This is a genomic window from Pseudomonas sp. B16(2017), assembly GCF_002113205.1.
GTDB classification, from domain to species: domain Bacteria; phylum Pseudomonadota; class Gammaproteobacteria; order Pseudomonadales; family Pseudomonadaceae; genus Aquipseudomonas; species Aquipseudomonas pharyngis.
In genome coordinates this window covers 378,988-404,583 of sequence record NZ_NEKA01000001.1, presented here as the reverse complement: position 1 = coordinate 404,583, position 25,596 = coordinate 378,988, and the positions used below count along the sequence as shown (strand labels likewise).

Sequence of the window (25,596 nt, the reverse complement as noted above, 5' to 3'; positions counted from 1 at the left end):
GCTCCTTAAATGGCTTTGCGAAACTGGATGAAACCCGGGCGTTCGGCGATGCGCTCGTAGAGCTGGATCGCCGTGGCATTGGTTTCGTGGGTCAGCCAGTGCACCTTGCAGCAACCGTCGGCCTTGGCCGTGGCGTAGACGTGTTCGATCAACAGGCGACCGACGCCGGTGCCACGGGTTTGCGGCTCCACCAGCAGGTCTTGCAGGTAGCAGGAGTTTTCGATGCTCCAGTTCGAACGATGGTAGATGAAATGCACCATGCCCACGGCTTTGCCGTCAGCCCAGGCGAGGGCGGCATGGGTCGGTTCGTTCGGGTCGAGAAAGCGCTGCCAGGTGCTTTGGCTGACGGCGTCCGGCAATTCCGTGTTGTAGAAGCGCAGGTAGGCCTGCCACAGCGGCAGCCAGGCGGCGTGATCGGCGGCGCTGACCGGACGGATGTCGATCTGACTCATGGTGATTTCCTTAACGCATCAAGTGAGCGAGGGTTTGATCGTTGATGTCGGAGCTGGCGGCCAGGCCTTCGCGCACGCCGGCGATGTCTTCGGCGCTGCGGTTCTGGCTGAGCTTGCGCTTGCCTTCGAGGCGGTCGATCGGAATGGCGAACCCGACGATGGCCTTGAGCATGCCGTCGATGTAATCGGCCGGGGCATCGTCGACCGACCAGGGCTGGGCGCGGCCCGCTTCATGGCGATTGGTGAGGGTGCTGACGATATCCAGCAGCCGACCGCCATCGCTGAAGGTTTCGGCGTGACCGTAGGCGTGCACGGCGACGTAGTTCCAGGTTGGCACGACTTTGCCGTGCTCGGCCTTGCTCGGGTAAAAGCCCGGGCTGACGTAGGCATCGGCACCGGGGAAAATCAGCAGGGCCTCGGCGCCGTCGCGCAGGTCTTTCCACTGCGGATTGGCCTTGGCCAGATGCCCGTACAGCGTACCGTTCGGACCTTGTTCACGATGCAGCAGCACCGGCACATGACTGGCCTGCAAGCCTTGTCCGCCGTGGGTCACCAGAATGGCGAGGCGGGTGGCGAGGATCAGTTCGTGCAGTTGGGACAGGTCGTCGATGGCAAAGGCGCGGGGTGTGTACATGGAGAAAATTTCCTTGGCGAATGCCTGCATCGTAGGCAGGCTATTGGTCTGTTGTAAGAGCCATTGATGACCAATTTCATAGGTCCATTGTCATGCCCGATCCGACCACACTGTCGCTGCCGTTCAACCCTGCCGGTATCGAACTCGACCGCCGCAAAGGCCTGAGCCGTCAGCTCTACCAGGCCTTGCGCCTGCGGGTACTCGACGGGCGCCTGGCCAGCGGCACGCGGTTGCCGGCGAGCCGTGATCTGGCGGCAGCACTGGCGATTTCCCGCAACAGCGTGGTGCGTGCCTACGATCAGTTGTATGCCGAAGGCTTTATCGAAGGGCGGGTCGGGGACGGCACTTACGTGGCGCAATTACCGCAATCGCTGGCGCCCGCGAAAAAACTATCCACAAAAGTATCCACAGGGTTTTCAACAGGCTTACCCACAGCCTTATCCACAATTTCGTTAGATTCCACTGGTGATTTATCCAGCAAAGTTATCCACAGCGGTGCGTTGCAGCGGCTTGAACAGAACCATTTACCGACGCCACCAAGCGGTCCGCCGCGAGCATTCCGGGTCGGCGTTCCGGCCTTCGATCTGTTCCCGTTCGACGTCTGGGCCAAGCTGAACGCGGCGTTCTGGCGCAAACCCGATTTGCAGCAGCTGTGTTACGGCGATCCGGCAGGCGATGCGCGCCTGCGCGGTCTGATTGCCGCTTATTTGCGCAGTTCGCGGGGTATGCAGTGCTCGGCTGAACAAATTGTGATCACCAGTGGCGCACAACAGGGAATCAGCCTTTGTGCACAGTTGCTGGTGGAACCGGGCGCCGGGGTGGGCATCGAGAATCCCGGCTATCGCGCAGCGGGTCATGCGTTCGCGCTGGCCGGTGGTCGATTGCATGGCATTGCCGTGGACGAAGAGGGCATCGACTGCACGGCCCTGGCCGCCGCCGAAGACTGCCGGGTGGCGTATGTCACGCCGTCCCATCAATACCCGACCGGAGTGGTCATGAGCCTGGCCCGTCGTCTCGAACTGTTGGCCTGGGCCGAGCGCACTCAGGGCTGGATCGTCGAGGATGATTACGATGGAGAGTACCGCTACACCGGTGCGCCACTGGCCCCTCTGGCTGCACTCGACCGGCAAGGACGGGTGTTGTACGTGGGTACTTTCGGCAAAGTGGCGTTTCCGGCCTTGCGCCTGGGATATCTGGTGTTGCCGCCGGGCCTGGTCGAGGCTTTCTCGCAACGTCGCGCGGTAGACGTACGGCATTCCGAAGTCAGCACTCAGGCGGTGATGGCCGAGTTCATGGCCGCCGGCCATTTTCAGCGGCATATCCGCAGGATGCGCCGAGCCGCCCTGAGCCGGCGCGACACCTTGATGAGTGGCTGGCCGCAGGAGGTCGAGGGTGTCGGCCCGCTGCCCGCGGTCTCCGCCGGCCTGCATTTGACGGTGCCGGTGGAGAGCGTCGAGCGCGAGCGCCAGCTGATCGAACTGGCGCGCAGCATAGAGGTTGAGATCAGCGGATTGAGTAACTACTGGCTGCCCGACTCGCTGACCCCGCTCGATCGGCGAGCCGGTCTGGTGCTGGGTTTCGCCGCCGTCCCGGAGCCGGCGATCGATTCGGCGCTGGGCCGTTTGCGCCGGGCCTGGCGGGTGTGAGCCTGCGACGTGACGTCAATCGTCGACCGGGTCGCGGGGCTGCGGCTTCAGGAACAGGTCCCGAACCACCGGATCGACAATTTTACGCAGCGCATTCTCGACCGCATCGAACGTGCTCAAGGATTGCCGCGTCGCCGCGTCGAGCGTTTGCAAGTAGGGCTCGGCGGGTTTGAGGTGGGCGGTGGTGTATTTCGCGTCGGGGTCCTTCAGGGCGTCGTAATGGAAATGCGCCACCCAGAGCGGTTCATTATTGCGGGCTTTGTCGAGGATCCGGTATTCCTGAAAATAATCCCCGCGTTGCCGGGTGCGGATGCGTCCGCGTTCATCCTTGACCACCTCCACCAGCCCGTTGTCATACAGCCAGTGAAAGTACGCCTCCCGGGGTTTGCGTTGCTTGAGCATCGCGGCATAGGTGCTGATGCCTTCGGTCCGGGTGCGTTGCGCTCCGTTGCGTAGTTCCTGACTGAGAGAGGCCACCGGCAGAGGGGGGCGCCCAGCCCTTTGCTGGGCTGCGAGCGCAGCGTCGACGTCGCTGGCCGTTTGCGTGAGCCTGACCGATTGCTGTTCGAACATGTCACGAATGTCCGCTGGAATGCGGCCGGGACGTTTGGCATCTTCCCGGGTTGTACGGTTGAACTCGTTGATTTTCAGATTCAGTTCCAATGCCCGCGCGATGACATCGACGGCATCGGATTTTTTGGGGAGCCGCGAACGCGACAGTTTGATAAAGGGGATTTCCCTGATGGCACCGGACTCTTCGCTCTCGCGTGACGATTCGCTGGCGCCCTGACGAGGGCGGCTCTTGCTGACCTTCACCCTGGGTCTCGACGTCGACGGTCCCGGCTGCGAAACGGACACGACCGGCTGCTCGGTGCGCTCCGGTAGTTCTGCGACCAGACGCGCTCCGGCCAACGCATGGAATTCACCGATCAGCTCATGGATGCGATCCAGTCGCGCCTGCACGAACAGTCCCGGGTGGGCGGCGGGCAATTGCTCGATCTCTTGCGCGAGGCTGGCGAAGCGGTCGTTCAAGCGGGCCAATTGCTCGATTCGTTGGCGCTGCCCGCCGGCGACCGGTTCAGCCCTGGTCAGCTCGATCAGGTCATGGCTGGCAGTCGAAGCGTTGCCGGTGATGAGGTTGACGGCTTCTCGGGCATCTTCCATGGCCGGGCCGGGCTGTTCGCGCACGCACCATTCGTAAGCCATGCTGATTTCGTTGGCCTTGAGGTCCAGATCGGTGAACGCCGGAAGCAGCCGTTCCAGATCGTGCCCCACTTTGCTCGAAATCCCCGCCAGTTGTCCCAGGGTGTCCAGCGACTGACGCAGAACCTGCCGTCGGGCGATCATCTGGTCGCTCAGTGCCGTGGCTCGGGTGGTGATATCGATCTGTTCGTCCCGTGACAGGGAGATATCTGTGCTTGCACTGTTGGCGAATTTTTCGGTCATTTGTGCATAGACACGCATCTGCAGGCGCAGTGCACCGCCCAGGCATCGGTGTTGTTCTGCGGTCAGGCGCATCAGTTGGGACTGATAGAACACGCCACCGCCTCCGCTCTGACGCCAGGTTTCCAGGTGTCCGAGCGCCTGGGTGTATTCGTCACCCAGCGCCTCGGCCAACGCCAGGTAGCGTTGGGCCCTGGGTTCGAATTCACTCGAGGAACCGTCCCGTGGCAACTCGAGCAGGGCGCTGCTCACGGCGTTTTTGCGGGTCACTTCCTGCGCCATGAACTGATGAAGGGCCGTCCAGGCTTTTTCCTTGTTTTGCGCCTTGGCGCGCCGCAGCGCCTCGATTCGCCCGGTCGGGCTGCCTCCGCGCAGTCGCAGTTTCGGGTCCCAGTGCCACTCACCCAGCGTGTCATCGAATTTGATGGCCAGGCCGGTATGCGAAGGGTCGGCCGGGTCTACGATGCAGACCGGTTCATTGTCGGGGGCCGTCACTTGAAACCAGCGCGCTCCCACGCGTGCGCATAGCCGGTCGCCGAGGGTGTAGAGGTGGCTGACCGGGGAAATCGAATGTCCGTCCAGATCCGGTTCGGGTATTTGGAAACGCTCCAGCATGGCCGTGAATCCGGCGCTGGTCGACGGGCGTACCAGAGTGCCTGGCTCGACGCTCGACAGATGGTTCGGGGCAATCACGTCGGTCATGGCGTTTGCGTTGAAACGGATGGTCGGCGGCGTTGGCGGGAAAGCACCGGAAACGGCGGGCATCTCTTCCAGTGTCTGTTCAGCCGAGGTCTCGAACAGCGCCAGGGGCGTACGACTGCGCAGCGTGGCGATGTGCTGCGTCAGGATGATGCCGAGGGTCAGCAGGATGTCTCCGACGGAGCGCCACTCCACCAGTGTGTCTCCCTGTTCCCGGGCATCGATTGCCTGCTGGATCTGTTCGATGGTTTGCCAGACCCACACGGCGGTGCCTGCTGCGCCAACCATGAAATTGGACGCGATACTGAACACCGCCCAGCCGCTGTTCGCGAGCAAGGCTCGCCGACGTTCGCTGTTGGAGACTGACTGGCGGTCGGCCAGTTCGGCCAGCGCCTGGCTGTTGGCAGTGTGAAGGGCGTCGAGGATATCGCCGGTCAGCGGCGTATCGTCCAGTCCGATCGGGCCGATCAAGTCGAAGTGGATAAAGGGCTCGAACGCCATCCGGGGAATGATCCAGGGTGACGGAATGCCGCTGGAAAAAACAAACTGGGCGTATTCGAAACTCAGCGACGGGCTGGCCAGCCAGGCCAGCACCGAGTCTCGCAACTCTCCAGGCTGATAAATGGCGTAGAGCAGGTTTTGCGGCGAAGCGAACTGCCGCAGCGGGGTGTCCGACAATGGCCGGTAAAGCAGACAGGGGCCCAGCTCCGGCTCGCGCGGCCCGATGATGAACGTGTTGGCCACCGTGTCGGTCACGTTGCTCAAGCGGAATCGAGGCCTGAAGGCCAAAGGGCGGATGTACACGCCGGGCTCGGTGTCGGACTGCCCCGCGCTGATGGATGCCATCAGTTGACAGATATACGTGTAACCGCGCTCGTCGACATCGCCTCGATGCCGGAGCTTGCACTCCAGGGCCAACAGCGGCAACAGGGTCGGCAGCTGGCGCCGGTAGCGGGCCCTGTGGCGGGCGGCCTGTTGCGGGTCGTCGATCAGTGCCTTTTTTATCAGTGCCGGATAATGGCCTCCAATATCGACCTGCTCTGCCATCTGCGTCAGGTAGTCGACGGTCAACCATGCCGGCACGCCATGGCCATTGGTGAACGCGACGCTGGCGAGATACGGCGTGGTGTTTTCAAGGGCGAACTCGCCGAGGGTCTGATGTTCCTGCTCCAGCGGGTTGGGCAGGGTCAGGCCGGCAACCTCGAAGCTGTGAGTGACGGTTATCTGCAGATCGTCGAGCGGCAGCGAGGCGGCGTCTTCGGCAGCCTTGTCGGCGACAATCGCCTCGCGCATCTGTTGTTGGGCGTAGGACTTGATCGAAAGCAGAGGCTGTCCGACGTTATCACTCGGTTCCTCCTTATGAAGCCTTCCGAGTTCGACGATGTAGCGTGTGTAAGCCTGAAAATCACGGATCGATCCTGTGTAAAGCCACTTGGGAATGGCCCGGTTCAACTGGCTGAGCCGGGCATGGTCCCTGCCGCTTAAATGCCTGTTGTGCGATGGCGAGGAAAGGGCAGTCGGAACGACGGGGCGGTTGGCGGGATCAAGGGCCTTGATGTCGTCCAGCTGAATGTTCACCAATGCCCACGTACAACTGTCGAAAATGTTTTCCTGCGGCTCCACCAGTCGCCACTCGAGGCTGCGCCCGCTCAGGTCCAGGTCAAGGCGTCCGGGCAGTGACTCTCCCAGTTCGGCGAGGGACGAAAACGATTCGTGGCCGGCGCCGATGGTGTACATCAAAAACCGTTCGCGCTGTTTGACGGTCGCGGTCAGCACGATCGCGCCTGCGATGGTCAAGTGGGTGGTGTTCGAGCCCTCGACCAGGTCGATATCCAGCAGGCAGGCGCGGATCTGGCTGAATCCGTTTAGCGTCGATTGACGCATGGGCTTTTCCGGATGGTTGGCCACCCACTGCCCAAGGGCGCAGGCGTCGGCATCCCAGCCAACAGCGGATTGCACGTCCACGGCGGTTTTCAATGTGTCGGACAGCTTCTGCCAGCGGGGGCGATGTGCGCCGGTTCCATTCCAGTAGTCGAGTTGTTGCTGTGCGAAGGCGATGAAAAAGAATGCGGCGTGCTCGTTGAGCAGCGATGTCAGCTCATCCATGTCGACGGCCAGGTGAGTGGCCGGTTGGGCGTCCGGCGTGACCGTCAGGAAATGTTCGCCTTCGATCAGGTTCGCTCGGGTTTTCTCGACACTCTGTCGGATGAGCGCGTGGGTCAGGGATTCGAACCGGAAAGACTCGATCGCGAACCCTTGTTCATCGTCGCGCCAAACCGGAGTGGCGAGCATGGTGTGATCGGGGTCGATCTGCAGGTGTGCATAGTGCTTTCCCAGCGCCTGTTGCAGTAGCGTCGAGGCCACCTGATTCAGCGTCGGGCCCTGGCTGATCAGATCGATCAGCCGGCTCTGTTCGAGCAAAAACGGGGAAGAGGCAGGCGTGGTGCCGGCGGCGGTTTCAGTCATGGTTCAGATCCCGTGTGAAAGGGCAGCGCGGCTGGCGGCCCTGATGCGACGCACGTTATCCGTGCGGGCATCGGGCAGGGCGGTGCATAGATATATGCCGGTGCGCCGATGCCCCAAATTCGCGGGCACCGGCGCACCGGCGTCAGGAAAAGAACAGCGCAGCGGCCTGCGCACGATTGATTTCACCGCGGTAAATGGCGATGAGTTCCTGGTTGCCGGTGGTGCGTGGATCGAAGCGTCCACCCAGTCGGCGTTGCTCTACGGTTTTCAGGTGCGCGGCGTTGAAGGCGGTCACCGGATCATTGATTCCGCTGTAGTGGAAGTGCGCGTACCACAGAACCGCGTGGGTTTCGTGATCGAGCACCTCGTACTCGTCCAGGTAACCCTTCCCGGAGCCCTTGAGCCGCTGCCGGGCAGTGGCTTTCGAGATGTCTACCTGGCCCTTGCTCTTGAGCCATTCGACACGGGCCGCGGTGGGTGGTTGCTGCTTGATGATCCGGATGCGTGCGCTTTGGCCGCGTTGATAAAGCGCGGTGGCGGCATCGGCGAGTTCTCTGTTCAGGGTGCTGGCCGTGGCATTGCGATCATCGGTGAGATTGCGCGCGGTCAGGGCCCGGTCGATTGCATCCCGCGCTTCGCGCAACCGGTCGGCATGCAGGTAGTAGAGATCCTGAATTTCGCTCGGAATGCGCGCGGCCCGGTTGATGTGGGCCTCCGTGCGCCGGTGAAAGGCAAGCAGGCCATCGATCAGCGCCTGGCCTTCCTCGATACAGCGGTGCAGGCTGGGTGCCGGTCCTTTTGACACGGGTTTGGGTGTGACCCTTTCGAGCCAGACACCCGGACTCTTTTCGTGAAAGGTGGCGATGATCTTGCCCGTCAGGGGCGCGCGCACGTCGACCAGATCGGTTTCCCGGCCACTGGCGTCCTTGCGTGGTTCACCGACGACCGTGCCCTTGTAACGGGTCTTGATGACCTTTTTGGCCGACGCCGTCGATGGTTTCGAAGGGCCCGGTACGGGATCGAACTGTCGTTTGTCGCGCAGCAGGTTCACCAGCCGCTCGACCGTCCTGTCGGCAAATCCGGCAACGCGCCGGCGTACCTGTTCGATGCGATCGGCAAGCAGTTGCTCCGGATACTCGACGAGCAGGTCTGCAAAGCGCTGATCGACAGCGACGAACTGTTCGGCCAGATTGCTCATCGTCTCGATCCGCTGACTCAGATTTTGCAGACTCTCCTCGTTGCTCACTTCCAGAGAACTCTGGATGTTCAGCGCCGCATCATCGATCAGGTTTTCCAGCGCCAGCCGCGCATCGACCGGCTCTTGTGTCAGGTCCGGCCTGATGCACAGCTCCTGCTCCAGCGTGATTTGCAGCAGCTTGAGGTCATCGATCGTGTAGCGGGGGAGTTTCGCCTTGTAGTCTCGCGTGACTTCAAGGGCGTCCCTGCCCAGCAGGCTCAGTTCATCGAGTCGGCTACGGGCGTATTCGATCTTGTCGATCATGCCCTGGGTCATGTCACTGGCTTTGGTAAAAGGCGCGTTGCGCTCTGCCGACAAGGGTGCCGAGGGCTCGTCAAGCAACGCCAGGGTAGTGCTCAGGCTGCTGCGGAATTCGGACGATTGTTCGTCGAGCCAGGATTGCACCAGAAACAGCTGCAGTGATAACCGCTCGATCATGGCGGTACGGTAATTGGGGATAGGTTCGACGACGTTCATGGCCTTGAGCTGCTGGATATGCTCACCGTACGCCCTGATCTGCACCTCCAGGGTGTCGAGAAACTGCTCCCGGGCGCTCGGACGGTTATCGGGGGTGGCCTGCAGCATGGCCTCGCGCACCTCTTTGAGCTGGGTCTGTTTGGCCTGCAAGGTGGCGTCGAAGTCGGTGAGCGCTGCCTTCATCTGAATCAACCGCGCCCGGTTATCGTCCTGCAGTTTCCTGAGCCGGCTGCGCAGGCCGCCACCGTTGAGGCGCAGGCGAAGATCGACGAACCACTGACCGTCGGCATTGTGAGTCAGCAGCGGCCCGGTACGCGCAGGCTGCTGGCGCGAATCGCTGATCTGGACACGTTCGTCGTCATTCACGATCACCTCGAACCAGCGCTGACCGACTGCTGCATACCAGCCGTGCCCATGGGCATGAAGGTGTCGGTACAGGCCCTCGCCCTGGGCATCACCCAGGCCTTCGGGCCTGGGGACCTGGAGGCTGTCGAGCAGCGAGCCAAGCCCCGGTTGCGAGCGGTCCAGAGCGCCGATAGCGTTGACCGAGATGTCATGGCTGGCGGACAGTTCGCGGTCGCCGATGTCCGGCAGGCGCAGCACCTTGATGGCCGGGGATAGCGTTCGGGCAGGTGTTTCAACGACGGTTTGCGGCGACGCCGGTGATTCATGGACCGGCCTTCTGCCAACAGCGGCCCTGTGGGCCAGTACCATGCCCAGTGCCAGGAGGATGTCGGCCAGCGCGCTCCAGTCGAGTCGGGCCGGAGCCTCATTGGCGGCGTCATTCATTGCCTGCAAGTCATCGATGATCTGCCAGATCCACGCCGCCGTCCCCACGCTGCGCCCCAGGAACGGCAGCGCCGCATTGAAAATCCGCCAGCCACCATTCTTCAGCGAAGCCCAGCGTGCTTCAGCGTTGGATACCGACTGCCGGTCCGACTGGGTGAGCATGGCTTGCACATTGGCGTTGAACAGGGCTGGCAAAATCGGGTCTTCGATCACGTCGCTGGCCAACGAAACAGGACCGCTCATATCGAGGGCGGCGCTCGGATCGACCAGCGATTGGGGAATCGTCCAGATCGAAGGCAGCCTGGCGGGAAATACGTACTGCTCGTAATTGAAGCGCACGTCGTCAGGCAACCAGGCCAGTACCGCCTGGCGAATCGAGCGTGAATGCTTGATTGCGTATAGCAGGTTGGCGGGGCTGGCGTATTGGATCAGTGGCGGATCGAGCAGAGGCCGGTAAAGCAGGCAGGGGCCCTGATCGGTCTGACGCGGACCGATGATGAACATATTGGCAACGATGTCACGCGGACGCTGGCCGACAATGAAAGCCAGCGGGCGGACAACGATCTGCTGCCCATCCACTTGCCGTTCGCTGGCGGTGTCGGCCAGTGCAGCGACAATGTACCGATAGCCTCTTTCGTCGATATCCATTTCGCCACGGATCTTGTGTTGCAACGCCAGCAGTGGCAGCTCGGCGGATAACTGTCGAGTGTAAAGCTGCTGCAGGGTGGAGGCCCGCGTGCTGTCCTCGACCAGGCAGCGTTTCAGCATGGCCGGGTAACGGGCCCCGATGTCGACGGTGGTCACGAGCCTTTCCAGATAATCGGCACTCATCCAGTCAGGCACCGGAGTGCCGTCCTTGCAGCGCACGACTTTGTTGCCCGGCGGCAGCCCGGCCAGATTCTGCAAGGCGAGATCGGTGAGGGACAGCGTGAGGGTCTCGGTATTGCCCGGCCACATGAACGTGCCCCAGACCACCAGGCTGGTAATGCTGATTTCGAGGTTGTCGACCCTTACATCGTTTGTCTGGGGTTGTTCTCTGCGGATCTGTGCGCTCAGGGCTTCGAGGGTGAAAGTGCGCAGGTCGGGGACTTCGTTCTGGAACGTCTTGCCGGCGTTCTGGCGCTGTATCAGCACCAGATCCAGAAGGTGGCGACTGTAGCAGGTCTGGTCATCGGCCCTGGCCTGGTCCAGCCAGGACGGCAGCAGTGGTCGCAAGTGCTCGGCCTGGGGTTGGAGTTGCGGTGGCAGCTCTGCGGTGTGTCTGCCGCGCATGCCCGGATGCGGGAAAACGTCCGGCCCGATGGAGGGCTGCGACCCGAGCGTGCCGATGGCGTCTGCTTCCAGAGCGATGAGTATGCAGGCCTGGCGATCAAAAAAATTGCCCTCCGGCTCGATCAGCCGCCAGTTCAGCGAGACCGGAACAGCCTTCGCCGGATACGCGTTCCTGATAGCCTCGCCCAGTTCCTCGAAAGAGTCGAAGCGCTGGAAACCCAGCGGCAGTGAGTGGCTCAGGATCAGGGTGCGCCCGGCTACCGAGCCGACCAGCACGGCGGTGTCGAGGACGTGGAGATGGCGGCGTTGCACCTCGTCACCCGCGTCGACATCGATCAGGTACGCGCGGGTCTTGTACTTGTCCCGGGGCAGGCGCTGCGTTTTGTCAGGATCGGCGAAAACGGCCCGGGCCATGGCCAGCCGATGTTCGTCCCAGTCGGTTGTATCCTTGACGTCCCACAGTGCACGCAAGGCGTCCGACAACGAATACCAGCGCGGATGCGACAGGCCTGTGGGTTCGTTCCAGTAATCGATCTGTTGTTCCTGATAAGCCACGAACAGCAGTGGCGCGAGTTCATTGATCAAGCGGGCGAGCGCATCGATCTTGACCGCCAGCGTGACCGGTTGCTCATTCGTCGAGCGCCGGACAAGGTAATGCTCCCCATCGATCCAGGTGACGGTGGTCGCGCCAAGTGCGAGACGCACCAGCACATTGGTCAGGGATTCGGAGCGGCTTCGGCCAGGAATCACGCGATCTCCGTCGATTTGCCAGACCGGAGTCACCACGAGGGTCTGGCGCGGGTCGAGCTCCAGTTCCGGATACAGGGTCTTGAGTGCCGGGCGCAAGGTATTCGTGGCGACCTCCCACAGTGACGGACCGGTCACCAGTTGGGTCAGTACGTCGACAGCGCTGGGCGTCGGGATTTCAGGCATGGCCATCTCCTTGATTGAACCTCAGGCGGCCGGAAGCGGCGCCGGGTCGAGCAAGGTAGCGGGCGAGACGGGAGCGGTTGCGGTACATAAATATCGCAGGCAAAAAAAGACCCGCGTGTGCGGGTCGGGGTATCAGGTGGCGGACTTGAAGCGGCTCATTGCTCGAAACCTTCGAGCACATTCACCGCGTTGATACCGATTTCTTCTACCGCGTAGCCACCTTCCATGACGAACAGGGTCGGTTTGCCGAGGGCCGCGATGCGCTTGCCCATCGCCAGGTAATCCGGGCTGTCGAGCTTGAACTGCGAGATCGGATCGTCCTTGAAGGTGTCGACGCCCAGCGACACGACGATGATGTCGGCGCCGTAGTTATCGATCTCCTGGCAGGCCTGATCCAGCGCTGCGCTCCAGACATCCCAGCCGGAACCGGCCGGCAGCGGGTAGTTGAAGTTGAAGCCTTCGCCGGCCCCTTCACCGCGTTCGTCTTCGTAGCCGAGGAAGAACGGGAATTCCGCTTCCGGGTGGCCGTGGATCGAGGTGAACAGCACGTCGCTGCGCTCGTAGAAAATCGATTGGGTGCCATTGCCGTGGTGGTAGTCGACGTCGAGGATCGCGACTTTCTTGTGGCCCTGATCGAGGAATGCCTGCGCGGCGATGGCGGCGTTGTTGAGGTAGCAATAACCGCCCATCAAGTCGCCGGCAGCGTGGTGTCCCGGCGGACGGCACAGGGCGAAGGCACCCCGGGCGCCACGCTGGATTTCCGCTTGTGCGGTCAGCGCCACTTGCGCCGCGCTGTACGCTGCTTGCCAGGTGCCGGCGGTGATCGGCGCGCCGCCGTCGAAGCTGTAATAGCCGAGCTGGCCGTGCAGGCTGGTCGGCTTGATCTGACGCAGGGTGCGCGCCGGCCAGGTGTAAGGCAGCAAATCGCCGTCGGTGTTGAATTCGGTCCAGCGCGCCCACGCGCCTTTGAAAAAGTCGAGGTAGTCGCGGCTGTGAATGCGCTCGATCGGCCCGAGGCCGAAATCCTTCGGCGCCTCGACCGGGCCGAGGTTTTGATTTTTTACCCGTTGCAGCACGTGGTCGGCACGCGACGGCATCTCGAAGCAAGGCTTGAGTTGCCCGTCGATCAACTCGCAGCGGCCATGGTGCAGGTGGTGATCGTCAGAGTAGATCGTCAGCATTTGTTGTTCTCCGCAGGGGCTGATTCGGTTGGCTCCAGTGTTGCGGCGTGGGGCGAATCGGAGAACGGCCAGAGAGGCCAAAAGGGGATTGATGTGGCCAAAAATACTGACCTGATATCGCCCCTCGAAGGTTTAACCGTGTGGTCGGAACTGACTCGGCGCCACGCCACTCCAGCGCACGAAGGCGTGACGGAAGCTCGCCGTCTCGCTGAAACCCAGGGTTTCGGCGATGCGGTAGATCGGTAACTGATCCTCGCAAAGCATCTGCTTGGCCCGCTCGAAACGCAGTTCGTCGAGCAGCTCCTGGTAGCTGCAACCCATGTCCTTCAGATGCCGACGCAATGTACGCGGCGAGCAGTTCATCTGCTGCGCCAGACCTTCCAGCCCCGGCGCGGCGTTGAGTTGTGCGCTGAGCAACTGACGGATCCGCCCGAGCCACGCCTGACGGCCAGTGAACTCGATGTTCTGCTTGCGGCACCGCTCGGCCATGGCTTGATGGGTGATGATGTCGGCGAGTGGCAGCGGCTGGTCTAGCCAGCGTCGGTCGAAGGCGAAGGCGTTGTCTTTGGCGCCGAAATGCACGGGCGCCTTGAAGTGCTCGGCGTAGCTGTCGCGATAGTCCGGCGCAGCGTGTTCGAAGCGAGCGGCCAGCAATGGCAGCGGATGGCCGAGCAGGTCGTCGCAGATGACTTTCAACGACACCAGGCAGAACTCGGCATTGAACACCGCCATTGCCGGGCTTTCGCGGTAATCGGCGGCAACGAACCAGACGCGCTCGCCGTCGTCCTCCAGGCTCAGCTCGAAAAGTGTTCCCAGCAGCGCCGGATAACGGATCGCCAGCCGCAAAGCGTCACCGAAGGTGGCACAGGTCAGCAGCGCGTAACCGAGGATGCCGTAGCAGGAAACATGCATGCGCCGGCCCAGTTCCAGTCCGATGTCGTGCTTGAGCGCGACCGCATTGGCGCAGACCTGCATCTCCTGATTGGTGGTGATGCGGGTGTCGGCCCGGCTCAGATCCGCCGCACTGATACCGCTGCCGGCGAGCAGTGCTTCGCTGGACAGGCCTTGATCCCTGAAGGTGTTGAGCACGAGGGAGACGGCGTTGAGAGTGGTGAGGTGGGAGTGGAGCATGGGATCTTCCAGCCTTGGGATGCCGGAAACGGCAGCAAGTTGCATGCCGGGCTGTGGGAGCAGAGGGGCTCCCACAGCCTGTTGCCATCAGATGAGCTCGCCGCACAGGTCGAGTTCGACCAGTCGCCGAACTTCAGCTGTCTCAAGACCTGCACCGAGCAAGCCGTTCAACTTGCCGAACGCTGCTTCGCGGGTCATGCCGCCACCGGACAACACGCCAACACCACGCAAGCGGCTGCCGGCTTCATACACATCCAGTTCCACACCGCCTTCATGGCACTGCGTGACTGCAACCACCACCACGCCGTTGTCCCGCGCCCGGCCAAGGCTGGCGAGGAACTCTGGATTGTCGCTCGGCCCGGTGCCGCTGCCGTAGCACTCCAACACCAGACCCTGAATGCCGCTGTCGAGCAGGCCGTCGATGATCTCGGCGCCAATGCCCGGGAACAGCGGCAACACCGCAACCTTGGCCAGTTGCTTCGGTTGGTTGTAGTTCAGCGCTGCCGGCAGGGACGTGGCTTTCACGCCGCCGCCCTGACGCTCCAGACGTTTGAACGGATGACGGCCGAAGCTGCGCACTTTCGCGCAACGGGTCGGGGCCAGCAGTTCGCCGTGGAAATACAGATGCACGCCCGGCGCCAGGCCTTGGCCGAGGGCGACCAGTGCGCCGCTGAGGTTTTCCCAGGCGTCGCTGTCGGTGACGCCGGCCGGCAGCATCGAGCCGGTGAAGCACACGCGGGCATGCAAGCCGAGCAGCTGGAAGCTCATGGCGGCGGCGCTGTAGGCCAGGGTGTCGGTGCCGTGCAGGATCAGCACGCTGTCGCAACCTTGCACATCGACGGCGTCGACCACCGCTTCACGCAGTTGCTGCCAGTACGCCGGGGTCATGTTGGCGCTGTCGATTAGCGGCGACATTTCACGAAAGCGCCACTGCGGCACCACCAGCTCCGGCTGGCTGTGCAGGTAATCGCGCATCCGCGCTTCGAAACCGGACGCCGGGGCCAGGCCATTGGCGCTGGCCTGCATGCCGATGGTGCCACCGGTGTACAGCACCATGACGTGCTGGGCGGCAGGGTAGGAATTGGCAATCATCTGAAGGTCTCCACAAGAGATGACAGGTGGGAGCGGGCTTGCTCGCGAATGCGGTGTGTCAGCTAAAGATGTTTCGACTGATTCACCGTCTTCGCGAGCAAGCCCGCTCCCACAGGTAATGCATTGCACTTTAACTGACGGGCGCAGGGGATGCGCCCGTCATTCTCCCGTCAGCGTTGCGCTGCCGGGATGCCTTGCGGCTGAGCGTCGGCCTGGGTGTCGGCCGACGGGTTGGCAGGCCAGGCTTTCAGGTCCAGATCCAGGTCGCTGAACTTGCTGGAGTCGAACACAGGCTGGTCGACGCCGGCGCGGCGCTGCGCGTCGTAGTCGCGCATCACCCGCATGCCGACCTTGAACAGCAGGGCCAGGGCCATCAGGTTGACGAAGGCCAGGCAGGTCATGGTGATGTCGGCGAAGGCGAACACGGTCGACAGATCCTGCATCGAACCCCAGACCACCAGCGCCAGCACCAGACCGCGGAACGTCATCAGCGCAGCGCGGTTGCGGGTGAGGAACTGCAGGCTGTTTTCGCCCAGGTAGTAGTTGTAGAGGATGCACGTGAAGACGAACAGCGACAGCGCGACGCTGACGAACATGCGGCCCCAGTCACCCACCACGGCGGCCAGCGAGTTCTGGGTCAGGACGATGCCGTCACCTTCGAAGCCCGGGGTGTAGAAGCCCGACAACAGAATCAGCAGCGCGGTGCAGGTGCAGATCACGAAGGTGTCGAGGAACACGCTGAACGCCTGAACCACGCCCTGAGCACCCGGGTGTTTCACGGCGGCCACGGCGGCGACGTTCGGCGCACTGCCCAGGCCCGCTTCGTTGGCGAACACGCCACGCTTCACGCCCATCACGATCGCGCTGCCGAGCAGGCCGCCGAAAGCCGGGTCAAGACCGAAGGCGCTTTTGAAGATGGTGACCAGCATGGCTGGCACGTGTTCGATCTGAGTGCCGATCACGTACAGGGTCACACCGATGTAGGCCAGGGTCTTGATCGGCACCAGCAGGTCGGACACCGAAGCGATGCGCTTGATGCCGCCGATGAAGGTGATGGCCAGCAGCACTGCCAGGACGATGCCGGTGTGTTGCGGATCAAAGGCAAAGGCGTTTTGCAGCGAGTGGGTCACGGTGTAGGACTGCAGGCCGATGAAGGCGAAGCCGTAGGTGACCAGCAGCAGGATCGAGAACACCACCGCCATGCCTTTGAGTTTCAGGCCGTGCTGGATGTAGTAGGCCGGGCCGCCACGGTACAAACCGTCGCCATCGGCGCGCTTGTAGACCTGGGCCAGGGTGCATTCGAAGAAGCTGCTGGACATGCCGACCAGTGCGGTTACCCACATCCAGAACACCGCACCCGGACCACCGAGGGTCACGGCAATGCCGACACCGGCGATGTTGCCTGCACCGACGCGGCCGGCGAGGCTGAGCATCAGGGCCTGGAACGAGCTGAGTTGCCCGGCGCTGCCCTTGAGGCTGTCGCGGAACACCGCGAACATGTGGAAGAAGTGGCGCAATTGAACGAAACGCGAGCGAATCGTGAAGTAGCTACCGAGCCCGACAATGAGCACGATCAGTACTTTCCCTGAGAGGAAGTCGTTGATGACTTCGAGCATGGATTTTTCCTCGCTGTTTATTGTTTAAGCAAATGCTGGATGGTCGGAAACATCGCGTTACACTGGTGTGCGTGCGGCACAACGGGCGAGGCGAGGGTTCGTCCCGGATCCATATCGCGGGTTTGTTATTAGTTCGGGTTTCGCATGGGTTATGGCCTCGTTACCGACGACCGCTCACGCGAAGAGGGGCGGCACTATACCGATCAGTGCGGCGCCCGTCTGCACGGTTGTGGTGCAAGCGACGAAACGAAGCTTTGAAACACCCGACGTTACCGGCGTCGGGCTTGTATGGGGACTGCTCTTTTGTGGGAGCGGGCTTGCTCGCGAAAGCGCTGTGTCAGGTTCATTGATGCCGACTGATATGACGCCTTCGCGAGCAAGCCCGCTCCCACATAAAGCCGTTCCCAGACATACGTTTTTCTCTGGCAAACAGTTAAAAAAAAGGGCTCGGGGAATCATCCCCAAGCCCTCAAAAGGTGAGAGGTGTCTAGTCCCTCGACCTGGTGAGCGGTGCTACAAGTCACGCGGCGGCTCAGGCTTTGAGCGGAACCAGACGCGGAGCAATCATGTTTTCCGGGCGCAGGATGTCGGCGAGCATGGCTTCGTCGAGCAGACCTTCTTCGCGCACCAGTTCCAGCACGCCGCGGCCGCTTTCAAGGGCGATACGGGCGATGCGGGTGGCGTTTTTGTAGCCGATGTACGGGTTCAGTGCAGTGACCAGACCGATCGAGTGTTCGACCAGTTCGCGGCAGCGCGCTTCGTTGGCGGTGATGCCGACGATGCAGTGCTCGCGCAGCATGTCCATGGCGCGTTGCAGCAGGCGGATCGAGTCGAGGATCTTGAAGGCGATCAGCGGCTCCATCACGTTCAGTTGCAGTTGGCCGCCTTCGGCTGCCATGGTCAGCGCCAGATCGTTACCGATGACCTGGAACGCCACCTGGTTCACGGCTTCCGGGATCACCGGGTTGACCTTGCCTGGCATGATCGAGCTGCCTGGCTGACGCGCCGGCAGGTTGATTTCGTTGATGCCGGTGCGCGGGCCGCTGGACAGCAGGCGCAGGTCGTTGCAGATCTTCGACAGTTTGACTGCGGTGCGCTTGAGCATGCCGGAGAACAGTACGAAGGCGCCCATGTCGGAGGTGGCTTCGATCAGGTCGGCGGCTGGAACCAGCGGTTGACCGCTGATCAGGGCCAGACGCTGTACGGCCAGGGCCTGGTAGCGCGGGTCGGCGTTGATGCCGGTGCCGATCGCGGTGCCGCCCAGGTTCACTTCGGTCAGCAGTTCCGGGGCCAGCGTCTTCAGACGGGCCAGGTCTTCGCCCATGGTGGTGGCGAAAGCACGGAATTCCTGACCCAGGGTCATCGGCACGGCGTCTTGCAGCTGGGTACGACCCATCTTCAGGACGTGGTTGAATTCTTCACCCTTGGCCGCGAATGCCTGAATCAGGCTGTCGAGGCTGGCCAGCAGCGCGTCGTGACCCAGCAGCAGACCCAGGCGGATCGCGGTCGGGTAGGCGTCGTTGGTCGACTGCGCCATGTTCACGTCGTCGTTCGGGTGCAGGTACTGATATTCGCCTTTCTGGTGACCCATCGCTTCCAGCGCGATGTTGGCGATCACTTCGTTGGCGTTCATGTTGGTGGAGGTACCGGCGCCACCTTGAATCATGTCGACCACGAACTCTTCGTGGAAATCGCCGCGGATCAGACGGGCACAGGCTTCGCTGATGGCAGCGTGCTTGGCTTCGCTCAGGTGACCCAGCTCGCGGTTGGCGTCAGCAGCGGCCTGTTTGACCATTGCCAGACCGACAACCAGCTTCGGGTAGTGCGAAATCGGAACGCCCGAGAGACGGAAGTTGTTCACCGCTCGCAGGGTCTGGATGCCGTAATACGCTTGAGCAGGGACTTCGAGGGTGCCAAGCAGGTCGTTTTCTGTGCGGAATGATGCAGCGGAGGACATGATAGAAATCATCTCGATAGGGACCCGGTCTGTGCCGGAACGCTGCGAATGCTAGGCTTGTGGGAATTTTTGGGCCAATGCTGTTAAACACTGCCCTATGCACATTCGGCATAATGCCCGTGTGACGCCGCGTGCGCGGCAGACGTGTGACCTGTTTTGGTGCGTGTCCGGGAGGACGTGATGAATCTGGAAAGCAAATGGCTCGAGGACTTCAGTGCTCTGGCCGCCACCCGCAGCTTCTCGCAGGCGGCCGAACGGCGCTTCGTGACCCAGCCGGCCTTCAGCCGGCGGATCCGCAGCCTGGAAGCGGCGCTCGGGCTGACGCTGGTCAACCGCTCGCGCACGCCGATCGAGCTGACGGCGGCGGGGCAATTGTTCCTGGTCACCGCGCGCACCGTGGTCGAACAGCTCGGTGAAGTGTTGCGCCACCTTCATCACTTGGAAGGCGGGCAGGGCGAAGTGATCCAGGTCGCAGCGGCGCACTCGCTGGCACTCGGTTTCTTCCCGCGCTGGATCGCGCAACTGCGCAATGAAGGCCTGAACATCGCCACCCGGCTGGTCGCGACCAACGTTGGCGACGCGGTGCACGCGCTGCGTGAAGGTGGCTGCGACTTGATGCTGGCGTTCTATGACCCGGACGCGGCCATGCAGATGGACCCGGAAATTTTCCCGTCGCTGCACCTGGGCCAGACCGAGATGCTGCCGGTGTGTGCGGCGGATGCCAATGGCAAACCGCTGTTCGATCTGGAAGGCGAGGGCAGTGTGCCGTTGCTGGCGTACAGCGCCGGGGCGTTTCTCGGGCGCTCGGTGAATGGCTTGCTGCGCCAGCGTCAGCTGCGCTTCACCACGATTTATGAAACCGCCATGGCCGACAGCCTGAAAAGCATGGCGCTGGAAGGCCTTGGTATCGCCTGGGTTCCGCAACTGAGCGTGCGGGCCGAACTGGCCCGTGGCGAACTGGTTGTCTGCGGCGGTGCGCAATGGCACGTGCCGCTGGAGATTCGCCTGTATCGCTGCGCGCTGGTACGCAAGGCCAATGTGCGGTTGTTGTGGCGCAAGCTCGAAGGCGGTGCGGCGAGTGGCAGCAACTGAATGAAAGCAGAGGCGAATCTTGTTTTTCGCCTCTGCCAAGTCGGGTGAGCTTGATTAAAATACGAGAGCTCGTGGGATGCGCCAGGTTTGCATCAATCTCAATCGTCGTCCCCGTCGTCTTCGGGGCGCGGCACAGCTCGCTGTGCAATCGGTTTGTCCAGGTAATTGCGAATGTTCTCTCTATTTTTATCACTGAAACGGTTGGCGTTGCTTCGAAGTGGTGAGAAGTCATCATCCCTCATGATTGTTTCGCTCCACCATCCGTTGTACAGGATTTCGCTGTCTTCATGAGTCGCTCCGAACATGTGGCCTGCTTCGTGAGCAGGGACCATGTCGCTTCTTATCGAGGATATACACGCGTAACCCTTGCTTTGTGCAATTCCCATTGTGCCAGGGTTTATATTGTCGCGGGTCAGTAATAAATACTTGTTGAATCTAGTGTGCGCGTCTTGCAGAAGCTTGTGGCCGAAATGGTTTCTTAGCTTTTCTGCCCAAGCGTCCAAAGAACGGGCGGCAGGTAGTCTTTTATAATCAAATCCACTCAAGGTTTCTGCTTCTGACGGGGTGAACATATTGACTAATAGCTTGCGGCCGGAGAGTTCCTGGATTTCGTCGGTAAACCAGGAAAAATGGGTCTTGTACAAGTCTCGTCTGCTGCCGTCCGATAAGTCCTCATGGATGAAGACATTCAATGTTAAAGGCTGTTTGGCCATGTTCGAATCCTTTGGATGATTTCAATTGACTTGATAGTGTGATGGGCAAGCGTGATGGTGCCGGCCGTCTTGCCATTGCGGCTTTGGAAGTGCTTATAATATGGATTTGTTTCTGTGCAATATAAGTTGTTTGTTGTTGGCTGTTTGGTGGCTTCTTTGTTTTTAAGTTCGTGTTTGGTTGTATATCATTTAATTCTTGTTATGGCTCTTTGGAATGTTTTGATTTTTATTACATGAAGTTATTCGGAAGTTTGAGTACGCTCTCCATTCGACCTGTTGATCATGTATCCCGCGTGAAAAACGAAGCAATATTCCTGAACCTTGAGTCAGCAAAATGTGTGGTTACGCTCAGATGACAGATGGTCGCAACGGGGGCTGTTTATTGCTTTCTTTGCGGTATACTGCGCGGCCTTCGGCCGGTTCGTCCGGCCATTTTTCCTACAACAAGCCACGCATCCTGCGTGGCTTGTTGTTTTTGACGCGCCTGCGGGCGCCCAGAGAGAAGAGGCGCGACGATGAGTGCACTGGTTGGCGTGATCATGGGCTCCAAGTCCGATTGGTCCACCCTTAGCCACACCGCCGATATGCTGGAAAAGCTCGGCATCCCGTACGAGGTCAAGGTGGTTTCTGCCCACCGCACCCCGGATCTGCTGTTCCAGTACGCCGAAGAGGCTGAAGGCCGCGGCATCGAGGTGATCATCGCCGGTGCCGGTGGCGCAGCCCACCTGCCAGGCATGTGTGCGGCCAAGACCCACCTGCCGGTGCTGGGCGTGCCGGTGCAGTCGGCGATGCTTTCGGGCGTCGACTCGCTGCTGTCGATCGTGCAGATGCCGGCCGGTATTCCGGTCGCCACCCTGGCCATCGGCAAGGCCGGCGCGATCAACGCCGCGCTGTTGTCGGCGAGCATCCTGGGCGCCAAGCATCCACAATTCCACGCGGTACTGAAAACCTTCCGTGCCGAGCAGACAGACAGCGTCCTGGACAATCCAGACCCACGTATTGCCTGAGGTTGTTGAGATGAAGATCGGTGTAATCGGTGGCGGCCAGTTGGGTCGCATGTTGGCCCTGGCGGGCACTCCGCTGGGCATGAACTTCGCTTTCCTCGACCCTGCGCCGGACGCTTGCGCCGCTGCGCTGGGCGAACACCTGCGGGCCGATTACGGCGATCAGGATCATCTGCGTCAATTGGCCGATGAAGTCGATCTGGTGACCTTCGAGTTCGAAAGCGTTCCGGCGGAAACCGTGGCGTTCCTTTCGCAATTCGTGCCGGTCTATCCGAGCGCCGAAGCCCTGCGCATCGCCCGCGACCGCTGGTTCGAAAAGAGCATGTTCAAGGACCTGGGGATTCCGACCCCGGCGTTCGCCGACATCCAGTCGCAAGCCGACCTGGACGCCGCCGTTGCGTCGATCGGCCTGCCGGCCGTGCTGAAAACCCGCACCCTGGGTTACGACGGCAAGGGCCAGAAAGTCCTGCGCAAGCCAGAAGACGTGGTCGGTACGTTCGCCGAACTGGGCAGCGTGCCTTGCCTGCTGGAAGGCTTCGTGCCATTCACTGGTGAAGTGTCGCTGATCGCTGTTCGCGCTCGTGATGGCGAGACGAAGTTCTATCCGCTGGTGCACAACACCCACGACAGCGGCATCCTCAAGCTGTCGGTCGCCAGCTCCGATCACCCGCTGCAGGCGCTGGCCGAAGACTATTCCAGCCGCGTGCTCAAGCAGCTGGATTATGTCGGTGTGATGGCGTTCGAGTTCTTTGAAGTCGACGGTGGCCTCAAGGCCAACGAAATCGCCCCGCGCGTGCACAACTCCGGGCACTGGACCACCGAAGGCGCCGAGTGCAGCCAGTTCGAAAACCACCTGCGGGCCGTTGCCGGTCTGCCGCTGGGTTCGACCGCCAAGGTCGGCGAGAGCGCGATGCTCAACTTCATCGGTGTGGTGCCGCCGGTCGAGAAGGTCATCGCCATCGACGATTGCCACCTGCATCATTACGGCAAGGCCTTCAAGGCCGGGCGCAAGGTCGGTCACGCCAACCTGCGCTGCAAGGACAAGGCGACCCTCGAGCAGCAGATCCTCAAGGTCGAAGCGCTGATCGCCGAGTAACGACAGTTTCATCTGGCAACGGCGGAACCATTGCGGGGCCGCCGTTCTCTGATGGCAGGATGCGAAAGTCTGGCTAGGCTTCATCGCATATCTACCATTCAGAGGGAAATGCCATGGGAATTATCGGAACCATCTTTATCGGCCTCATCGTCGGCCTGCTGGCGCGGTTCCTGAAGCCGGGCGATGACAGCATGGGCTGGATCATGACCATCCTGCTCGGTATCGGCGGTTCGCTGGCAGCCACTTATGGCGGCCAGGCTCTGGGCATTTATCAGGCCGGTCAGGGCGCAGGTTTCATCGGTGCGCTGGTTGGCGCCATCGTATTGCTGGTGATCTACGGCCTGATCAAAAAGAACTGATTCAAAGCGACAAAGTCCTCTCCGCCAATCCGGCGGGGAGGGCTAAAATGCTCGGCGATTCAGCGTCCCCTCCCTTTTCGAGCATCCTTTACCGAGCACCTTCATGCGCCGTCTTCTGTTGACTCTCCTTTTGCTGGGCAGCGGTCTGGCCCACGCCGGCGAACTGCCGGAAACCGACTGGCTGGAACTGATGCCCAAGTCGGACCAGAAAGCCCTCGAGGCCATGCCTGAAATCGACCACAACTCCCCGGAAGCCACCGGCACCTTCACCCAGAAAGGCGGGATGAAGCAGGCCAAAGGTTTGCCGGCGGTGATGTATTCGACCAAGACCGTAGCGTCGATGAATGACAAACACATCCGCATCGGCGGTTATCCGGTGCCGCTGGAATCCGACGCCAAGGGTCGCAGCACGCTGTTCTTCCTGGTGCCGTACCCGGGCGCCTGCATCCATGTGCCGCCACCGCCACCGAATCAACTGGTGCTGGTGCGCTATCCGAAGGGTTTGAAGCTGGACGATATCTACACGCCGTTATGGGTGACCGGCACGCTGAAGATCGAAAAGGTCAGCAACGACCTGGCCGATGCGGCGTATGCGCTGGAAGCGGACAAGGTGCGGGTGGTGCAAGAGTCCGATCTCTAAGACTTGGCGCAGAACCCAATGTGGGAGCGGGCTTGCTCGCGAAAGCGGAGTGCCAGTTACATCGATTTGTCTGACACAACGCCTTCGCGAGCAAGCCCGCTCCCACAGTTATTTTGCGCTAGGGTTTAAAGCGATTTTGAACCGACGCTTACACCCATGGTGTGGCTGGCATCCGGCGCGAGGGTCACGATGTCGTCCATCACGTTCGCCGTCTCGATGCACAGCATGCGTTGCCAGCCGTCGTTGTCCATGTCGGCCAGTGCTGCCGCGCGGTCGATCCACGGGTTCCAGATTACCGCCGTGCGCGAGCCGGTAGCCGTCAGCACAATGCGCCGCTCCCAGGCCGGGTCGACGATGCTCAATTGCGGCGGGGCGTCGAGGTAAATGCGGTCGGTTTCGCCGGCAAAGTGCAGGTCGCCTTGCTGGGTGCAGGTCTTCCAGTCGTCCAGGGTCTCGATGTAATTCAAGCCATCGACGCCGGCGACGTGCACGTTGCGCACATCGCTGACGGAAAAATACGTGTGCAACGCCTGACTGAGGCTGACGGTGTCGTTGCCACGGTTGTGGCTGGTCAGGCTGAACTGCAATTGCTCGGACAAATGCAGGGTCAGGGTCAGGTCGACCTGATGCGGCCAGCCCGGCAGTCCGCCTTCGGGGTGGGGCAGCCTGAATTCGACCTTGACGCCGTCAGCCTCTGATTCGATGCCGCCCAGCTCCCAATCCATTGCCCGCACCAGCCCGTGCGCGGGGGCGGGTTGCGCACCTGTGTACATGGCCTGCACGCTCTGCGGGTTGCGTTCGAACTTGCCGAACCACGGCCAGCACACCGGCACACCGGCGCGGATGCTCTGGCCGGTCTTGAACACGGCCTTGTCGTTCAGCCAGATGATCGGCGGCTGGCCGTCCACCTGATAACTGAGGATGTGCGCGCCTTGCTGGGCCACCAGCACTTCGGCCTGACCGTGGCGGATGCGCCAGCAGTTCAGTTCATCCAGTTTCACGGCTTCAACGTTGGGCGTGTTCATGGGACAACTCTCGATCAGCAACTTGGACGACTATCGACCGTGAAACGGTCGCGAGGTTTAACGTGCGCGTGGCGGAACCGAGCGGGTGCGACCGCTGCCATCGATGGCAACGAACACGAACACCGCTTCGGTCACCTTGCGCCACTCGCTGGACAGCGGGTCGTCGCTCCACACCTCGACCATCATCTGGATCGAGCTGCGGCCGATTTCCAGGGTCTGGGTATAAAAGGACAATTGCGCGCCGACAGCCACCGGCACCAGAAACGCCATGCGGTCGATGGCGACGGTCGCGACACGGCCACCGGCAACACGGCTGGCCATGGCCGTGCCGGCCAGGTCCATCTGTGCGACCAGCCAACCGCCGAAAATATCGCCGAAGCCGTTGGTTTCGCGGGGTAGCGCGGTGATTTGCAGGGCCAGGTCGCCTTGCGGGATCGGATCTTCTTGTTCGAGCTCTATCATGCCGGGGGGGCCTCTGACCCGTGACTCTTCGTTGGTGCTGCTGGTGGTAGCCGTCTTCGGGAAAAACGATTCAGCACCGAACATACTACGTTCGTCACGTTTTCCATCAGGCGCCTAAGGAGAAACTCTGCGAAACCGGCTAATCCCGAGCAAGGGTCGGGCCAACGACGTTTTCGCACA

General features: G+C 61.6%; 18 protein-coding genes. 6 read left to right on the top strand and 12 right to left on the bottom strand.

Annotated elements, in window-relative coordinates; all coding sequences use genetic code 11:
- Nucleotides 1–5: 5 nt before the first annotated feature.
- Both CAG25_RS01905 and CAG25_RS01900 read right to left on the bottom strand, forming a co-directional pair.
- Entirely contained in the window at nucleotides 6–452 is a 447-nt protein-coding gene (locus tag CAG25_RS01905) for a GNAT family N-acetyltransferase (RefSeq protein WP_011336633.1), read from the bottom strand.
- A gap of 10 nt (nucleotides 453–462) precedes the next feature.
- Nucleotides 463–1,086, bottom strand: coding sequence for an FMN-binding negative transcriptional regulator (locus CAG25_RS01900; RefSeq protein WP_085612430.1), 624 nt, complete (start codon nucleotides 1,084–1,086; stop codon nucleotides 463–465).
- Nucleotides 1,087–1,178: 92 nt separating this feature from the next.
- On the opposite strand from CAG25_RS01900, the gene CAG25_RS01895 reads away from it, so the two are divergent.
- Entirely contained in the window at nucleotides 1,179–2,732 is a 1,554-nt protein-coding gene (locus CAG25_RS01895; protein ID WP_085612429.1) for a PLP-dependent aminotransferase family protein, read from the top strand.
- A gap of 15 nt (nucleotides 2,733–2,747) precedes the next feature.
- Here CAG25_RS01895 and CAG25_RS01890 read toward each other — a convergent pair whose 3' ends face one another.
- From CAG25_RS01890 to aspA, 7 genes are all read right to left on the bottom strand, one after another.
- The gene (locus CAG25_RS01890) at nucleotides 2,748–7,340 is read right to left on the bottom strand and encodes a dermonecrotic toxin domain-containing protein (protein ID WP_085612428.1); all 4,593 of its coding nucleotides are present in this window, start codon (nucleotides 7,338–7,340) and stop codon (nucleotides 2,748–2,750) included.
- A 142-nt stretch (nucleotides 7,341–7,482) separates the two neighbouring features.
- On the bottom strand, nucleotides 7,483–12,048 hold the full coding sequence (locus CAG25_RS01885) for a dermonecrotic toxin domain-containing protein (RefSeq protein ID WP_085612427.1): 4,566 nt from the start codon (nucleotides 12,046–12,048) through the stop codon (nucleotides 7,483–7,485).
- A 155-nt stretch (nucleotides 12,049–12,203) separates the two neighbouring features.
- Nucleotides 12,204–13,229, bottom strand: a complete 1,026-nt coding sequence (locus tag CAG25_RS01880) for a histone deacetylase family protein (RefSeq protein WP_085612426.1) — start codon at nucleotides 13,227–13,229, stop codon at nucleotides 12,204–12,206.
- Between the two features lie 132 nt (nucleotides 13,230–13,361).
- Nucleotides 13,362–14,360, bottom strand: a complete 999-nt coding sequence (locus CAG25_RS01875; protein WP_085612425.1) for an AraC family transcriptional regulator — start codon at nucleotides 14,358–14,360, stop codon at nucleotides 13,362–13,364.
- Nucleotides 14,361–14,447: 87 nt separating this feature from the next.
- On the bottom strand, nucleotides 14,448–15,452 hold the full coding sequence (locus CAG25_RS01870) for an asparaginase (protein ID WP_085612424.1): 1,005 nt from the start codon (nucleotides 15,450–15,452) through the stop codon (nucleotides 14,448–14,450).
- A 170-nt stretch (nucleotides 15,453–15,622) separates the two neighbouring features.
- Nucleotides 15,623–17,068: a sodium:alanine symporter family protein gene (locus CAG25_RS01865; protein WP_085612423.1), complete on the bottom strand. Its 1,446-nt coding sequence runs from the start codon at nucleotides 17,066–17,068 to the stop codon at nucleotides 15,623–15,625.
- 532 nt (nucleotides 17,069–17,600) lie between these two features.
- Nucleotides 17,601–19,025 carry an aspartate ammonia-lyase gene (aspA, locus tag CAG25_RS01860; RefSeq protein WP_039765095.1) on the bottom strand — a complete coding sequence of 475 codons (1,425 nt, stop codon included), beginning with the start codon at nucleotides 19,023–19,025 and terminating at the stop codon, nucleotides 17,601–17,603.
- A gap of 180 nt (nucleotides 19,026–19,205) precedes the next feature.
- Between aspA and CAG25_RS01855 the strand changes: the two genes are divergently transcribed.
- Nucleotides 19,206–20,117 (top strand): LysR substrate-binding domain-containing protein, encoded by a 912-nt coding sequence (locus CAG25_RS01855; protein ID WP_085612422.1) that lies wholly within the window; start codon nucleotides 19,206–19,208, stop codon nucleotides 20,115–20,117.
- A 98-nt stretch (nucleotides 20,118–20,215) separates the two neighbouring features.
- Here the strand turns inward: CAG25_RS01855 and CAG25_RS01850 are convergent, their stop codons facing one another.
- Nucleotides 20,216–20,830 carry a hypothetical protein gene (locus tag CAG25_RS01850; RefSeq protein ID WP_085612421.1) on the bottom strand — a complete coding sequence of 205 codons (615 nt, stop codon included), beginning with the start codon at nucleotides 20,828–20,830 and terminating at the stop codon, nucleotides 20,216–20,218.
- Nucleotides 20,831–21,345: 515 nt separating this feature from the next.
- Between CAG25_RS01850 and purE the strand changes: the two genes are divergently transcribed.
- From purE to CAG25_RS01830, 4 genes are all read left to right on the top strand, one after another.
- Nucleotides 21,346–21,837, top strand: a complete 492-nt coding sequence (gene purE, locus CAG25_RS01845; RefSeq protein WP_007954291.1) for a 5-(carboxyamino)imidazole ribonucleotide mutase — start codon at nucleotides 21,346–21,348, stop codon at nucleotides 21,835–21,837.
- Nucleotides 21,838–21,847: 10 nt separating this feature from the next.
- A complete protein-coding gene (locus tag CAG25_RS01840) occupies nucleotides 21,848–22,930 on the top strand; it encodes a 5-(carboxyamino)imidazole ribonucleotide synthase (protein WP_011336621.1) in 1,083 nt (360 codons plus the stop codon).
- Nucleotides 22,931–23,043: 113 nt separating this feature from the next.
- The gene (locus tag CAG25_RS01835) at nucleotides 23,044–23,289 is read left to right on the top strand and encodes a GlsB/YeaQ/YmgE family stress response membrane protein (protein ID WP_003229635.1); all 246 of its coding nucleotides are present in this window, start codon (nucleotides 23,044–23,046) and stop codon (nucleotides 23,287–23,289) included.
- A gap of 103 nt (nucleotides 23,290–23,392) precedes the next feature.
- Nucleotides 23,393–23,929, top strand: coding sequence for a DUF3299 domain-containing protein (locus CAG25_RS01830; protein ID WP_064379774.1), 537 nt, complete (start codon nucleotides 23,393–23,395; stop codon nucleotides 23,927–23,929).
- A gap of 125 nt (nucleotides 23,930–24,054) precedes the next feature.
- Here the strand turns inward: CAG25_RS01830 and CAG25_RS01825 are convergent, their stop codons facing one another.
- Together CAG25_RS01825 and CAG25_RS01820 are read right to left on the bottom strand one after the other, a co-directional pair.
- Nucleotides 24,055–24,954: a D-hexose-6-phosphate mutarotase gene (locus CAG25_RS01825; RefSeq protein ID WP_085612420.1), complete on the bottom strand. Its 900-nt coding sequence runs from the start codon at nucleotides 24,952–24,954 to the stop codon at nucleotides 24,055–24,057.
- A gap of 57 nt (nucleotides 24,955–25,011) precedes the next feature.
- Nucleotides 25,012–25,416 (bottom strand): acyl-CoA thioesterase, encoded by a 405-nt coding sequence (locus tag CAG25_RS01820; RefSeq protein WP_003229628.1) that lies wholly within the window; start codon nucleotides 25,414–25,416, stop codon nucleotides 25,012–25,014.
- Between the last annotated feature and the right edge of the window lie 180 nt (nucleotides 25,417–25,596).

Excerpts from the sequence above, each read along its gene's own strand:
- CAG25_RS01850 (WP_085612421.1), bottom strand. The coding sequence starts at position 20,830 with ATGGCCAAACAGCCTTTAACATTGAATGTCTTCATCCATGAGGACTTA.
- CAG25_RS01890 (WP_085612428.1), bottom strand. The coding sequence starts at position 7,340 with ATGACTGAAACCGCCGCCGGCACCACGCCTGCCTCTTCCCCGTTTTTG.
- CAG25_RS01900 (WP_085612430.1), bottom strand. The coding sequence starts at position 1,086 with ATGTACACACCCCGCGCCTTTGCCATCGACGACCTGTCCCAACTGCAC.
- CAG25_RS01835 (WP_003229635.1), top strand. The coding sequence starts at position 23,044 with ATGGGAATTATCGGAACCATCTTTATCGGCCTCATCGTCGGCCTGCTG.
- CAG25_RS01870 (WP_085612424.1), bottom strand. The coding sequence starts at position 15,452 with ATGATTGCCAATTCCTACCCTGCCGCCCAGCACGTCATGGTGCTGTAC.
- CAG25_RS01855 (WP_085612422.1), top strand. The coding sequence starts at position 19,206 with ATGAATCTGGAAAGCAAATGGCTCGAGGACTTCAGTGCTCTGGCCGCC.
- CAG25_RS01825 (WP_085612420.1), bottom strand. The coding sequence starts at position 24,954 with ATGAACACGCCCAACGTTGAAGCCGTGAAACTGGATGAACTGAACTGC.
- CAG25_RS01895 (WP_085612429.1), top strand. The coding sequence starts at position 1,179 with ATGCCCGATCCGACCACACTGTCGCTGCCGTTCAACCCTGCCGGTATC.
- CAG25_RS01875 (WP_085612425.1), bottom strand. The coding sequence starts at position 14,360 with ATGCTCCACTCCCACCTCACCACTCTCAACGCCGTCTCCCTCGTGCTC.
- aspA (WP_039765095.1), bottom strand. The coding sequence starts at position 19,025 with ATGTCCTCCGCTGCATCATTCCGCACAGAAAACGACCTGCTTGGCACC.
- CAG25_RS01880 (WP_085612426.1), bottom strand. The coding sequence starts at position 13,229 with ATGCTGACGATCTACTCTGACGATCACCACCTGCACCATGGCCGCTGC.
- purE (WP_007954291.1), top strand. The coding sequence starts at position 21,346 with ATGAGTGCACTGGTTGGCGTGATCATGGGCTCCAAGTCCGATTGGTCC.
- CAG25_RS01830 (WP_064379774.1), top strand. The coding sequence starts at position 23,393 with ATGCGCCGTCTTCTGTTGACTCTCCTTTTGCTGGGCAGCGGTCTGGCC.
- CAG25_RS01865 (WP_085612423.1), bottom strand. The coding sequence starts at position 17,068 with ATGCTCGAAGTCATCAACGACTTCCTCTCAGGGAAAGTACTGATCGTG.
- CAG25_RS01905 (WP_011336633.1), bottom strand. The coding sequence starts at position 452 with ATGAGTCAGATCGACATCCGTCCGGTCAGCGCCGCCGATCACGCCGCC.
- CAG25_RS01840 (WP_011336621.1), top strand. The coding sequence starts at position 21,848 with ATGAAGATCGGTGTAATCGGTGGCGGCCAGTTGGGTCGCATGTTGGCC.
- CAG25_RS01885 (WP_085612427.1), bottom strand. The coding sequence starts at position 12,048 with ATGCCTGAAATCCCGACGCCCAGCGCTGTCGACGTACTGACCCAACTG.
- CAG25_RS01820 (WP_003229628.1), bottom strand. The coding sequence starts at position 25,416 with ATGATAGAGCTCGAACAAGAAGATCCGATCCCGCAAGGCGACCTGGCC.